Source organism: Corynebacterium intestinale, assembly GCF_023574125.1.
In the GTDB taxonomy this organism is placed as follows: domain Bacteria; phylum Actinomycetota; class Actinomycetes; order Mycobacteriales; family Mycobacteriaceae; genus Corynebacterium; species Corynebacterium hesseae.
Map to the genome: position 1 here is coordinate 451,782 of NZ_JAMKFF010000001.1, position 13,874 is coordinate 465,655.

Here is a 13,874-nt window from a genome sequence, read left to right on the forward strand (position 1 = left end):
CAACCAGGAAGAGGAAGAAGAAGCTAATGCCAAAGCGCAACGACATCAATCACGTCCTGGTTATCGGCTCCGGCCCGATTGTTATTGGCCAGGCCTGCGAGTTCGACTACTCCGGCACCCAGGCCTGCCGCGTGCTCAAGGAGGAAGGCCTGCGCGTCACGCTGGTCAACTCCAACCCGGCAACGATTATGACCGACCCGGAGTTCGCCGACCACACCTATGTGGAACCCATCGAGCCGGAGTTCATCGAGAAGATCTTCCAGAAGGAAAAGGAAGAGGGCAATCCTATCGACGCCGTGCTGGCAACCCTCGGTGGCCAGACCGCCCTCAACGCCGCCGTACAGCTGGACCGCCTGGGCATCCTGAAGAAGTACGATATCGAGCTCATCGGTGCCGATATCGACGCCATCGAGCGCGGCGAGGATCGCCAGAAGTTCAAGGACATCGTGGCCTCCATCGGCGGCGAATCCGCACGCTCCCGCGTGTGCCACACCATGGATGAGGTTCACGAGACCGTCGCCGAGCTCGGCCTCCCGGTTGTCGTGCGCCCGTCCTTCACTATGGGCGGTCTGGGCTCTGGTCTGGCCTTCAACGAGGAGGACCTCGACCGTATCGCCGGCGGCGGCCTGGCCGCCTCGCCGGAAGCGAACGTCCTCATCGAGGAGTCCATCCTGGGCTGGAAGGAGTTCGAGCTCGAGCTCATGCGCGATGGTGACGATAACGTCGTGGTCATCGCCTCCATCGAGAACGTCGACGCCCTTGGCGTCCACACCGGTGACTCCGTCACCGTGGCCCCGGCCTTGACCTTGACTGACCGCGAGTACCAGAAGATGCGCGACCAAGGCATCGCCATCATCCGAGAGGTCGGCGTCGACACCGGCGGCTGCAATATCCAGTTCGCTGTGAACCCGGATGACGGCCGCATCATCACCATCGAGATGAATCCGCGTGTGTCCCGCTCTTCGGCGCTAGCTTCTAAGGCCACCGGTTTCCCGATTGCCAAGCTGGCTGCCAAGCTGGCTATCGGCTACACCCTGGACGAGGTTCGTAACGACATCACCGGTGTGACCCCGGCCGCCTTCGAGCCGACGCTGGACTACGTCATCGTCAAGGCCCCTCGCTTTGCCTTCGAGAAGTTTCCGGGCGCTGATGACACCCTGACCACCACGATGAAGTCCGTGGGCGAGGCCATGGGCATTGGCCGCAACTACATCTCCGGCCTCAATAAGGTCATGCGCTCGCTGGAGGGCAAGCCTTCTGGTTTCTGGACCAAGCCGGATGAGTATTTCGCCGGTGAGCGCGCTACCGACCTCGACGCCGTGCTCAAGGATCTAGAGCGCCCGACCGAGGGCCGTATGTACGACATCGAGCTGGCGCTGCGTTTGGGTGCTACCGTTGAGCAGCTCCACGAGCACTCCCACCTGGACCCGTGGTTCTTGGCGGAGCTCGAAGCACTCGTGCAGTTCCGCGAGGAGCTCGAGAACGCCCCAGTGCTCGATGCGCAGTTGTTGCGCCGCGCCAAGGTCTTTGGCCTCTCAGATGCCCAGATTGCCGCGCTTCGCCCGGAGTTCGCCGGTGAGGATGGCGTGCGTTCCCTGCGCTGGTCCCTGGGTATTCGCCCGGTCTACAAGACCGTTGATACCTGTGCGGGCGAGTTCGAGGCTCAAACCCCTTACCACTACAGCACCTACGAGATGGATCCGAACGCGGAATCCGAGGTTCGAGCCAGCTCCGAAAAGACCAAGGGCAAGGTCATCATCTTGGGCTCCGGCCCGAACCGCATCGGTCAAGGCATTGAGTTTGACTACTCCTGCGTGCATGCCGCGCTGGAACTCTCCCGCGAGGGCTATGAGACGGTTATGGTCAACTGCAACCCGGAGACAGTATCGACGGACTACGACACTGCAGACCGCCTCTACTTCGAGCCCTTGACCTTCGAGGATGTCATGGAGGTCTACCACGCAGAGGCCGCCTGTGGTGAGGTAGCCGGTGTCATCGTCCAGCTGGGCGGGCAGACTCCGTTGGGCTTGGCCGAGCGCCTGACCGCCGCGGGCGTTCCGGTCGTCGGTACTTCTGCCGCCGCCATCGACCTGGCGGAAGACCGCGGCGAGTTCGGTAAGGTGCTTGCCGCTGCCGAGCTTCCAGCACCGGACTTCGGCACCGCCACCTCCTTCGATGAGGCCCGCGAGGTCGCCGCGAGCATCGGCTACCCAGTGCTGGTCCGCCCGTCCTACGTGCTGGGCGGCCGCGGCATGGAGATTGTCTATGACGAAGACTCCCTGCGTGACTACATCGAGCGCGCCACCGAGATCACCTCGGATCACCCGGTGTTGGTGGACCGCTTCCTCGACAACGCCATCGAGATCGACGTCGACGCGCTGTGCGACGGCGAGGAGGTCTACCTCGGCGGAGTCATGGAGCACATCGAGGAGGCGGGTATCCACTCCGGCGACTCCTCCTGCGCCTTGCCGCCGATGACGCTCGGCCCGGAGGATATTGAAAAGGTGCGGGAGTCGACGCGTCGTCTAGCGCACGGTATCGGCGTCAAGGGCCTGATGAACGTCCAGTACGCGCTTAAGGACGACACCCTCTACGTCATCGAGGCCAACCCGCGCGCGTCCCGCACGGTGCCGTTCGTGTCCAAGGCCACCGGTGTGCCGATGGCTAAGGCCGCAGCTCGCGTCATGCTCGGCGCGTCCATCGCGCAGCTCAAGGATGAGGGAATCATCCCGTCCACCTATGACGGCGGCTCCCTGCCCATTGAGCACCCGATTGCGGTTAAGGAAGCCGTGCTGCCGTTCAACCGCTTCCGCCGCCCGGACGGTCAGCTGCTCGACACGCTGCTCTCCCCGGAGATGAAGTCCACCGGTGAGGTCATGGGCTTGGCCGACAACTTCGGCGCAGCTTATGCCAAGGGTGAGATGGCCGCCTTCGGCGAGCTGCCGACGGAGGGCACGGTCTTCGTGTCCGTGGCCAACCGCGACAAGCGCACGCTGATCTTCCCGATTCAGCGCCTGGCCTACATGGGCTACACCATCGTCGCTACGGCAGGCACCGCGCAGATGCTGCGCCGCAATGGCGTGGAGTGCGAGGTGGCAGTCAAGGTCTCCGAGGCTGAGGAGGGACAAGAGTCCATCGTCGACGCCATCCTGGCCGGCAAGGTCGACCTCATCCTCAACACCCCGGCCGGTTCCGCCGGTGCACGCCACGACGGTTATGACATCCGCGCCGCGGCAGTGTCCGTCGGAGTTCCGCTGGTGACGACCGTCCAGGGCGTTACCGCGGCGGTGCAGGGCATCGAGGCGCTGCGCCAGGGAGACCTCAAGGTACGCGCGCTGCAGGAGCTTAAGCATGACCCAGCCAACTAATACGGCACCTACCTTTGGTGATCGCCTTGTTGCCGCGGGTAGGCAACGAGGCCGTCTGTGCGTGGGTATTGACCCACACCCACACCTCCTGGAGGCGTGGGGCCTGTCAGTCGATGTCGACGGACTGCGCACCTTTAGTATGCGTTGCGTCGAGGCATTCGCCGACACGGCAGCTGTAGTCAAGCCGCAAGTGGCGTTCTTTGAGCGCTGTGGTTCGCGCGGATTCGCCGTCCTCGAAGAGGTTCTGGCAGCACTGCGCGAGCAAGGCTGCCTGAGTCTGGCCGATGCTAAACGCGGCGATATCGGCTCCACCATGGCTGGTTATGCCGAGGCCTGGCTGGGGGAGGACTCGCCGTTGCGCGCGGACGCGGTGACGGTATCGCCTTACCTCGGTGTGGGAGCGTTGAGTCCTGTCTTCGATATTGCGGAAAAGACCGGTGCTGGTGTTTTCGTCCTTGCGGCGACCTCCAATCCGGAGGCCGTGGCGTTGCAATCGCTGAGCGTCGATGGCCGCAGCGTAGCGCAGCGCGTCGTTGATGAACTCGGACAGCGCAATGCCGCGGCAATGGCCACGGATGACGCTGTAGGAGCGCTCGGAGTGGTTGTTGGTGCGACACTCGACGCGCCGCCGGTATTAGACCATTTACATGGTCCGGTTCTTCTTCCGGGCGTGGGCGCGCAGGGCGCGACTCCAGCTGATGTAAGGCAACTCACCTCCGCGGCGCCCGAGCTGGGCTTTGCCAACGTCTCCCGAGCCATCCTTTCGGCAGGACCAGACGTTGCTGACCTGCGCAAAGCCGTAATTGATACGGCTGCTGAATTCCGAGACTAAAGAGCTCGGCCTCAAACGGCGCGCTGGATTAACAGGCGCGCCGTTTACCTGGTATTTTGTTTAAGGCATGTGCGTTGACGTGCAGGAACCTTTAGTAGAAAGGGGCCGGGTTACGTCATCGCGTACAGACCAGTGCTAGGATTGCCAGAAGTCGGTTCGCGGCGGTAGCAAAAGCTACCCCGCGCTGGGGAAATCTTCCCACCGTGAGCCGAGATTCTGGTGTTAGCCATCAGATGACAATGTTCGTACTAATGAAATCGGAGGAAACCCGTGGCCCTTCCCAAGTTGACAGATGAGCAGCGCAAAGAAGCTCTCGCAAAGGCCGCTGAGGCTCGCAAGGCTCGCGCTGAGCTCAAGGCTGCGCTGAAGCGCGGCGAGACCAACCTGCAGGAAGTTCTGGAGAAGGCCGAGACCGATGAGATCATCGGTAAGACCAAGGTCTCCGCGCTTCTCGAGGCTCTGCCGAAGGTTGGCAAGGTCAAGGCTAAGGAAATCATGGAGGACCTGGAGATTGCTCAGACCCGCCGCCTGCGTGGCCTGGGTGACCGTCAGCGCCGCGCCCTGCTCGAGCGTTTCGGCTACGGCGAGTAATTAGCGCAATGGCTGACGAAACTGCACGCGGGCGCCTGGTCGTTCTGGCCGGGCCGTCCGCTGTGGGTAAGTCCACTGTGGTTTCGCGCCTGCGCGATGATGTAGACAACCTTTACTTCAGCGTCTCGATGACGACGCGCCAACCCCGCCCCGGCGAGTCTGATGGGGTGGACTACTTCTTTGTCTCCCCGGAGGCTTTCCAGGAACACATAGACGCCGGAGACATGCTCGAATGGGCAGAGATCCACGGTGGTTTGCAGCGTTCTGGTACGCCGGCTCAACCCGTTAGGGAAGCGATGTTGGCTGGTCGCCCAGTGTTGGTGGAGGTTGATCTTGCAGGCGCCCGCAACGTGAAGGCGGCGATGCCGGAGGCGGAAACCGTGTTTCTGGCCCCACCGTCCTGGGAGGTTTTGGTGGAGCGCCTGACTGGGCGCGGTACCGAGCCACAGGATGTGATTGACCGCCGTTTGCACACCGCAGAAACGGAACTTGCCGCGCAAAAAGAGTTCGACCACATCGTTGTCAATGACAATCTCGATGAGGCCGTTGCTGCAATTAGTGCTATCCTGCGTGGATAGACCACGATTTTGACCATCTACCAACAGTAAAGGTGCATGTGACCAACGTGACCACACCTGCCAATTCTGAGGCCGCAAAGCCGGAGCCAGTATTCGATCCGCCGACGGGTATCACTGACCCGCCTATCGATGAGCTGCTGGGCAAGGTCTCGTCTAAGTACGCCCTGGTGATCTTCGCCGCTAAGCGCGCACGTCAGATCAACAGCTACTACAAGGAACAGGACGAAGGCGTCTTCGAGTTCGTCGGACCGCTGGTGACCCCGGAGCCGGGCGAGAAGCCGCTGTCCATCGCACTGCGCGAGATCGACGCCGGCCTGCTGGACCACGAGGAAGGCAACTAGTCTTTGCCCCGTGAAGGCAGCAGCCTAACGCGTATTCCGAAATAGACCCACCCTAGTGTCGCTTGAGGCGCTTGGGTGGGTTTGTTGTGTCTTGGGTACTATCGTCCGAGTGAAGGATGTACAGCAAACCCCAGATAGTCCAGAGAGCAGCACTGCCTCGGCTCCCGCAGAGGCGGCTTCATCGGGTGCAGGCGGAACCACGCAGCCGCGTCGCATCCTTGTTGGCGTGGCCGGCGGAATCGCAGCCTATAAAGCGTGTCATTTGATTCGGGACTTCACTGAGCACGGCGATGATGTCCGCGTGATTCCTACAGAAGCCGCGTTAAATTTCGTCGGTGCAGCCACCTTCGAGGCGCTGTCGGGGCATCCGGTCTCGACTACCGTTTTCGATGCTGTTGATGAGGTGCAGCATGTCGCGCTGGGGCAGCAGGCCGATGCCGTCGTCATCGCCCCAGCTACCGCTGACTTGATCGCTCGGCTGGCTTGTGGCCGCGCCGATGATCTGCTGAGCGCCTCTGTGCTGGTTGCTACGTGTCCTGTCATCATTGCCCCAGCTATGCACACGGAGATGTGGCTCAATCCCGCGACGCAAGACAACGTGGCGACATTGCGTCGTCGCGGCGTTATCGTGATGGAACCGGCCCATGGGCGGCTCACCGGCGTTGATTCCGGTGCAGGCCGCTTGCCGGAACCGGGGCAGATAGCGGAGTTTGCCCGCACAATTATTGCTGGCCACCGCGTGGATCATGATTGGCAGGGGCTCAAGGTCGTGATCTCTGCCGGGGGGACGCAGGAGAACCTAGATCCGGTGCGGTACCTGGGCAATCGTTCCTCTGGTCGCCAGGGCTTTGCCTTAGGAGAAGTAGCCGCGCAGCGCGGTGCAGATGTAACTATCGTTGCCGGCAATACTGACGCGCTTCCGATTCCATCAGGCGCCTCCGTTGTGCGGGTGACTTCCACTCGCGATATGCACAAGGCAATGAACGCTGAAGCAGCGGATGCGGATATCGTCATCATGGCTGCAGCTGTTTCAGACTATCGGCCGGCTTCCGTCGCGGACTCCAAGATGAAGAAGGGGGCCGCTGACGAGGACTTAGCTCATCTCGAGTTGGTGGAGAACCCAGATATCCTCAAGGGGTTGGTGGAACGCCGCGAGAATGGGGACTTGAAGCGCGATGCCATCATCGTCGGTTTTGCAGCGGAGACCGGGGATGCACACACGAGCGTGCTCGAGTACGCCCAGCAAAAATTCGTGAAGAAGGGGTGCGATGTACTCATGGCCAACGAGGTTGGGGAGGGCAAGGTCTTCGGACAGCCAACGAGTGCAGGGTGGATCCTTCGGAAGGGTGCTGATCCGGTGGAGGTTGAACCGGGATCGAAGCAGGTTGTAGCTGCCCAGATACTTAACGTGGTGAATGAAATTCTGGAAAGGTAGCGCTCGTTCTTGCAGCTGTAGACCGCTTGGTCTACGATGGGGCGGTGTTATTAGCCGGGACGTGGGATAGGCGCTGCCTTGCCCACGGCGCGCAGAACTAGTTTAAGGAAGATTTGTGACTGAAACAGCTGTTCAGGCGGTACGTCTTTTTACCAGCGAATCCGTGACAGAAGGTCACCCGGATAAGATTTGTGACGCTATCTCGGACGCCATTCTTGACGCCCTTCTTAAGGAAGACCCAAACGCACACGTCGCCGTGGAGACTCTGGTCACCACGGGCCAAGTTCACGTCGTGGGTGAGGTGCGCACCTCCGGGTATGTGGAGATCCCGCAGATTGTACGCAAGACCCTCGTGGAGATCGGGTTTACTTCCTCCGACGTGGGATTTGACGGCCACACCTGCGGAGTCAACGTAGCGATTGGTGAGCAATCCCAAGAGATTGGCGCCGGAGTGGACGCCTCAACCGAGGTTCGCTCGGGCCAGTTTGAGGACGACGATCAATATGGCGCTGGCGACCAGGGCCTCATGTTCGGCTACGCAACGAATGAGACTCCAGAATTCATGCCGCTGCCGATCTCTACGGCACACCACCTTTCGCGTCGCCTCACCCAGGTCCGCAAGGAAGGCATCGTTCCTTCCCTGCGCCCAGATGGCAAGACCCAGGTCACCTTTGCATATGACGAGGACGATGTGCCGACTCGCTTAGAGACGATTGTCATCTCCACCCAGCATGATCCGGAGGTGACCCAGGACTGGCTCGCGGAGCAGCTTCGCACCCATGTCGTCGAGTGGGTCGTCAACGATGCGAACCTGAGCAAGTACTACACCGAAGACACCGAGCTCCTCATCAACCCCTCTGGTTCCTTCATTCTTGGCGGGCCAATGGGTGATGCAGGCCTGACTGGGCGCAAGATCATCGTCGATACCTACGGCGGCATGGCCCGCCACGGTGGCGGTGCCTTCTCCGGCAAGGACCCGAGCAAGGTGGACCGCTCAGCCGCCTACGCTATGCGTTGGGTAGCTAAGAACATCGTGGCGGCCGGTCTGGCCGATCGCGCCGAAGTGCAGGTTGCATACGCTATTGGCCGCGCGAAGCCCGTTGGCCTCTATGTGGAAACCTTCGGCACTGCTCACGCCGGTCTGAGCGATGCCGACATTCAGGCTGCGGTGGACAAGGTTTTTGATTTGCGCCCCGCCGCCATTATCCGCGAGCTCAACCTGCAGCGCCCGATTTACCGTCAAACCGCGGCTTATGGTCACTTTGGCCGCACCGATGTTGACCTTCCGTGGGAGGACACCTCGCGGGCTGTCGACTTGCGCCGCGCCGCCGGCCTGTAGAATCGGGCGCTATGCCCAAGAAGACACCCGCCGCCCAGCAACCGGTCGCGCGGGTGTTGCCTTTGTTGGGGGTAGCGCACCTGGACCGCGAATTCGACTACCTCATCGATGAATCGGATTCGCAGGCCGCCCAGCCAGGCGTGCGCGTGCGTATTCGCTTCAACGGCCGGCTGGTCGACGCCATCCTCCTCTCCCGCGCCAGCGATTCTGACTTCGCTGGATCGCTTCGTTATATCGATCGCGTCATTTCCCCCTATCCGGTGTATTCGCCGGAAATGTCGGCGCTCATCGAATCCCTTGCTGCCCGCTATGGCGGCGTGCGCTCCGATATCATCCGCGCCGCCATCCCGGCGCGTCACGCTAAGGCTGAGGAAGCGGATGTCGATACACCGTGGGAGGACTTAGGCACAGCGGAGCACCCGGATCTCTCTGCGTGGTCCGGGTACCAGCATGGTGAGTCCTTCGTGGACTCGGTGCTGTCGGGCCATATTGCGCGAGCAGCGTGGCAGATAGCGCCGGGGGAGGATTGGGCAAGCGCGCTAGCAGCGCTGGGTACCAGTATGGCGCTCCAAGGCGGCGGCGTGCTCATGGTCGTACCCGACCAGAAGGACCTGGATCAGCTCGAGGAGGCCTTTCGCCGCCACGTCTCTGCCAAACAAATCACGGTGCTCGCGCACAGCACCGGCCCCCAGGCGCGCTATCGCCGCTATCTATCGGCGTTGACGGGTCAAGCTCGAATCGTCATCGGAACGCGCTCTGCCGCCTTCGCCCCGGTCAAGGGCCTCCAATTGGCCGTCCTGCTCAACGATGGCGACGATAGCCTGGTTGACAACCTCAAGCCATATGTCCACTCCAGGGAAGTGCTGAGCACACGCTCCGCGCAGGAAGGTTGCAGCCTTATCCTCGCCGGCCACGCCCGCACCGCGGAGGCCCAACTGCTCGTTGAATCGGGGTGGGCCCACGATCTTCTACCCGCCGCGAACACACTGGAAGATAGGCGCCCCGAAATCGTTGCGGTGGGTGCGTATGGCGTCAACGTGGCCCGCCATATGCGGGGAGGCACGACGTCGGTAAGCGGCCCCGCCTTCCAAGCCACGCGCGCAGCCCTCGACCGGGGCGAGCCCGTCCTTGTTCAAGTCCCGCGCAAGGGCTATGCCCCAATCCTCGCCTGTGGGCAGTGTGCATCTCCTGCACGGTGTCGTCATTGCAACGGTCCCTTAGGTCTGCCTTCCGCTCGCGGCTCGAAGCACGAGTCGACCGATTCTGCGGCGCTGCCCACGTGTCGGTGGTGCGGGCGCGTTGACGCGCATTACCGCTGTTCGGAGTGCGGCTCACCGCGGTTGCGTGCCATCGTGTTGGGCTCCGAGCGCACTGCGGAGGAGATGGGCCGGGCTTTTCCCAATACACGCGTGATTCAATCCGGTGGGCCCACCGTCGTAGATGAAATCCCAGACGCGCCGGCGCTCGTCATCGCTACACCCGGCGCGGAGCCGCGCGTGGCGAAAGGCGGGATGTACGGGGCTGCGCTTCTAGTGGAAACCGGGGCGTTGCTCGGTCGCCAGGATCTGCGCGCCACGGAGGACACGTTGGCCACATGGGCCGCGGCTGCCGCCCTCGTAGCACCGGCCAAAGAGGGAGGTGCGGTCATAGTCGCTGCTGACGAACAGCTGCCGCTGGTGGATTTCTTTCGCCGGTGGGACATGGTGGGGGCTGCGGCGGCCGAGTTGCAGGCGCGCCGCGAGGTTCGCTTTCCGCCCGCGGTGCATATGGCGGCGATCGACGGGGCAGACGCCTCCCTCGACGCCTTCCTGGAGCTAGCGGAGTTGCCGGAGCATGCAGAGCTTCTCGGGCCCGTACCGTTGCCGCCTGGCGTGAGCTTGCCGGGTGAATACGACCATGAGCGCGGCGGCGAACCGCAGCGTCTGCTAATTCGAACCCCGCTAGGTCCGCGGTCCCTGCTGGGCCAGGCCTTGCGCACAGCCAATTCCTTGCGCAGTGCTCGCAAGGATGTCTTGCCTCTGCGTATCGCCGTGGATCCGATAAACATTGGTTAACGCTGCGCTCCTTTCCACCCCTGTCGAGCGCCTCCCGCGGGAGGTGAACTATTCTCGGTGCAGGAGCGCGGAGGGCCCTGGGCAGGCGAGGAATGCCTAGACCGACAACCCCCGCACGACGTGACATACCGTCAACCACGAGGAGTACCACTATGACCGTGCGCGAGGTTCGTCTCTACGGCGACCCGGTCCTCACCACCAGAGCTGAGGAAATCACCGAGTTCGGGCCATCATTGGAACGCTTGGCTCAGGACATGCTGGAAACTATGGAAGCCGCAGGGGGAGTAGGTTTAGCGGCCAACCAGATCGGTGTGACCAAGCGCATCTTTGTCTTCGATTGCTCGCATTATCAGCATGGTTTGCGCGGTGCCGTCATTAACCCGGTATGGGAGGCGGTGGGCCAGGAGAAGCATTTGGGGGCCGAAGGTTGCTTGTCCATCCCCGGTATTTCGCAGCCCACTGAACGGTTTTCTACCGTACGTCTGCGCGGTTTCGACCCACACGGCCGCCCGATATCCATGCTTGCCTCTGGGCTGATGGCGCGTTGTATCCAACACGAAACGGACCACTTGGATGGGATCTTGTTCTTGCAGCGTCTGAGCGATGAACTGCGGAAGGACTCTATGAAAACCATCCGCCAATCGGAGTGGTTCAACACATAGCCGTAGTCCTTCTTAATCAGCAGTACAGCAGATTCATTCTTGAACATTAGATTTAAAAACTCTCACACGAGAAAGGCATGCTCTAGCAGTGCGTATTGTTTTTGCCGGAACCCCGGAGCCCGCAGTTGTGGCTTTGGAGAAGCTCATCGACTCACCCCATGAGGTGGCCGCAGTCATTACTCGGCCTGACGCCCGCCGGGGCCGTGGCCGCACCGTTCATCCAAGTCCGGTGAAGGCACTGGCGGAAAAGCACGGTATCGAGGTGCTCACGCCGACCACACTTAAGCCAGGCACCGAGGACGGTGATGCCCTGCGTGCACGACTAGCAGACATTGCTCCCGAGGCTATCCCCGTGGTTGCCTACGGAAACCTGATCACCGAGGACTTGCTGAGCCTTCCGACGCACGGTTGGGTGAACCTTCACTTCTCCCTGCTCCCGGCGTGGCGAGGCGCGGCACCGGTGCAAGCAGCCATTGCGGCTGGGGATACTCGCACGGGTGCTACGACCTTCCGCATCGACCAAGGCCTGGACACTGGGGACATCCTCGCCATGATCGACGAGGACATCCAAGACACCGATACCGCGGATGACCTATTGACGCGGCTGGCCTATGCCGGTGGCGACCTCCTCGTGCGGACCATGGATGGGTTGGAAGACGGCAGCATCGCGCCGCAGCCGCAGGTAGGTGAAGCCTCTTATGCGCACAAGATCTCTACCGACGATGCCCGCATCGACTGGACTGCGCCCGCCGAGGCCGTTGATCGCCACATTCGCGCGCACACCCCGGGGCCGGGTGCTTGGACCATGTTGGGGCAGTCTCGCTTAAAAGTCGGTCCAGTAAACCTTGTGCCACCCACAGAACTTAAGGACCTTAATGAACACTCCGCGCTTTCCGCATTGCAGCCGGGTGAAGTCCACGTGGCCAAGAAGGAAGTGGTGGTCGGTACCGGCAGCTCCCCGGTTCGTTTGGGAAAGATTCAACCGCCAGGCAAGAAGATGATGAATGCCGCCGACTGGGGCCGCGGGCTTGCACACCAGGCTTCGCAGTCAGTAGAAGGCGGCGAGGATGAGGTGGTGTTCTCATGAGCGGAGGTTTTAGATCCCGCAGCAAGTCAGGCGATCCTGCAGACCGCGCGCCGCGTGGAAAGCAGCAACGCGGCGGTGCGAAACGCACTGCCAAAGGCAACAGGGAGCGTCGCGGCGGTCAGCGTCACGATACACGTCGCCCAGCGCCGTCGACCTCGGTGCTTTCTGCCGCGCAGCGCTGCGGGGTGGATCGTCCACGCGCGGTGGCTTTCGAAGTATTGCAACGCGTGGATGCAGACGATGCCTTTGCTAACCTCACGCTGCCGAAAGCCGTACGTGCCAATAACCTCAGTGGCCGCGATGCTGCCTTCGCCACCGAGTTAACCTATGGCACGCTGCGGACCGAGGGCGTGCTCGATGCTGTCATCGCCGAGTGCGCCTCTCGTGACCTCGACGCTATCGCCCCCGACGTGCTCACCGCCCTGCGAATGGGAACCTACCAGGTGCTCTATACCCGCGTTGAGGCACACGCGGCGGTCGATACTACCGTGCGCCTCGTGGAGGCAGCTGGCCAGGACAAGGCTAAAGGTTTTGCCAACGGCATCATGCGCACCATCACCCGTACGCCGGCGCAAGCGTGGTTGGATCAACTTGCTCCCCAAGGCCAAGTGGCTGCTTTGGCCTTCCGCCATGCCCATCCGGAGTGGATTGCCTGCTCCTTCGGCCGTGCCTTGGGTGTGTTGGAACCCGATGGCGCTGGTGTGCTCAGCGCCGATCAGTCGCGTGAACTGGAGCGCGCACTCGAGGCGGACTCCCAACGCCCTGTTGTGCACTTGGTAGCGCGCCCCGGTGAGATTTCCGCCGAAGAACTCGCCCTGATCACCGGTTGCGAGGAAGGTCGCTATTCTCCCTATGCGGTCTACCTTGAGCACGGGGATCCTGGTTCGCTAGAGCCGGTTCGCCAACGGCTAGCGGCGGTGCAGGACGAAGGTTCGCAGCTCATTGCCCGCGCGGTAACGGAAGCCGAGCTCAGTGGTGAAGACACCGGACGCTGGCTGGATCTGTGCGCCGGACCTGGTGGCAAGGCCGCCCTCATGGGTGCAATTGCACGCATAGAGGGCGCGACAGTCGATGCCGTCGAAGTCTCCCCGCATCGCGCCACGTTGGTGGAAAAGACGGTGGGGGACCTGCCAGTGCGCGTGCACCAAGCGGACGGCCGAGCGCCAGGACTGAAACCAGGCTTCGACCGCGTGCTGGTCGACGCCCCCTGCTCAGGCCTAGGCGCGCTCCGGCGGCGCCCGGAAGCTCGCTGGCGCAAGGCCGAATCAGATATTGCGGAGCTGAACCAGCTGCAAACCGAGCTCCTGGAATCCGCGTTGGAGCTGGTGCGCCCAGGTGGCGTCGTGGTGTACTCGACTTGCTCGCCGGATCTGCGTGAGACCAGGGGCATCGTGGATGCCGCCGTGCAGCGGCACGCAGAGGGAGCAGCGATTCACATCGAAGAACTAAATACGCGCGACGTGCTGCCGGAGATGGGGGACCTTGGCGCCGAGCTGTCCGCGCAGATGTGGCCGCACCGCCATGGCACCGATGCGATGTTTTTCGCGGTCTTGCGCCGAGTAGCGGACTGAGGCTGCGAGAGGGACT

At 62.2% G+C, this 13,874-nt stretch carries 11 protein-coding genes; all 11 read left to right on the top strand.

What is annotated here, in order from left to right; translation table 11 throughout:
* The first annotated feature begins 26 nt into the window (after window positions 1-26).
* The 11 genes from carB (at window position 27) to M5J06_RS02130 (ending at window position 13,858) form a co-directional block, all read left to right on the top strand.
* Entirely contained in the window at window positions 27-3,368 is a 3,342-nt protein-coding gene (gene carB / locus M5J06_RS02080; RefSeq protein WP_070564407.1) for a carbamoyl-phosphate synthase large subunit, read from the top strand.
* Window positions 3,352-4,200: an orotidine-5'-phosphate decarboxylase gene (pyrF, locus tag M5J06_RS02085; protein ID WP_250223842.1), complete on the top strand. Its 849-nt coding sequence runs from the start codon at window positions 3,352-3,354 to the stop codon at window positions 4,198-4,200. Before carB ends, pyrF begins: the two co-directional genes overlap by 17 nt.
* Window positions 4,201-4,470: 270 nt before the next feature.
* Window positions 4,471-4,791, top strand: a complete 321-nt coding sequence (mihF, locus tag M5J06_RS02090) for an integration host factor, actinobacterial type (protein WP_010186801.1) — start codon at window positions 4,471-4,473, stop codon at window positions 4,789-4,791.
* An 8-nt stretch (window positions 4,792-4,799) separates the two neighbouring features.
* The gene (gmk, locus tag M5J06_RS02095) at window positions 4,800-5,369 is read left to right on the top strand and encodes a guanylate kinase (RefSeq protein WP_070524324.1); all 570 of its coding nucleotides are present in this window, start codon (window positions 4,800-4,802) and stop codon (window positions 5,367-5,369) included.
* 38 nt (window positions 5,370-5,407) lie between these two features.
* Entirely contained in the window at window positions 5,408-5,710 is a 303-nt protein-coding gene (gene rpoZ, locus M5J06_RS02100) for a DNA-directed RNA polymerase subunit omega (protein ID WP_070524322.1), read from the top strand.
* A 109-nt stretch (window positions 5,711-5,819) separates the two neighbouring features.
* Entirely contained in the window at window positions 5,820-7,145 is a 1,326-nt protein-coding gene (coaBC, locus tag M5J06_RS02105; protein ID WP_496197094.1) for a bifunctional phosphopantothenoylcysteine decarboxylase/phosphopantothenate--cysteine ligase CoaBC, read from the top strand.
* Window positions 7,146-7,260: 115 nt separating this feature from the next.
* Entirely contained in the window at window positions 7,261-8,484 is a 1,224-nt protein-coding gene (gene metK / locus M5J06_RS02110; protein WP_250223843.1) for a methionine adenosyltransferase, read from the top strand.
* 11 nt (window positions 8,485-8,495) lie between these two features.
* Window positions 8,496-10,538, top strand: a complete 2,043-nt coding sequence (locus tag M5J06_RS02115) for a primosomal protein N' (RefSeq protein ID WP_250223844.1) — start codon at window positions 8,496-8,498, stop codon at window positions 10,536-10,538.
* Window positions 10,539-10,690: 152 nt separating this feature from the next.
* Window positions 10,691-11,200 (top strand): peptide deformylase, encoded by a 510-nt coding sequence (def, locus tag M5J06_RS02120; RefSeq protein WP_250223845.1) that lies wholly within the window; start codon window positions 10,691-10,693, stop codon window positions 11,198-11,200.
* A gap of 88 nt (window positions 11,201-11,288) precedes the next feature.
* Window positions 11,289-12,287: a methionyl-tRNA formyltransferase gene (gene fmt / locus M5J06_RS02125; RefSeq protein WP_250223847.1), complete on the top strand. Its 999-nt coding sequence runs from the start codon at window positions 11,289-11,291 to the stop codon at window positions 12,285-12,287.
* Complete coding sequence (locus M5J06_RS02130) at window positions 12,284-13,858, top strand: RsmB/NOP family class I SAM-dependent RNA methyltransferase (RefSeq protein ID WP_250223848.1); 1,575 nt, start codon at window positions 12,284-12,286, stop codon at window positions 13,856-13,858. Before fmt ends, M5J06_RS02130 begins: the two co-directional genes overlap by 4 nt.
* Window positions 13,859-13,874 lie beyond the last annotated feature (16 nt).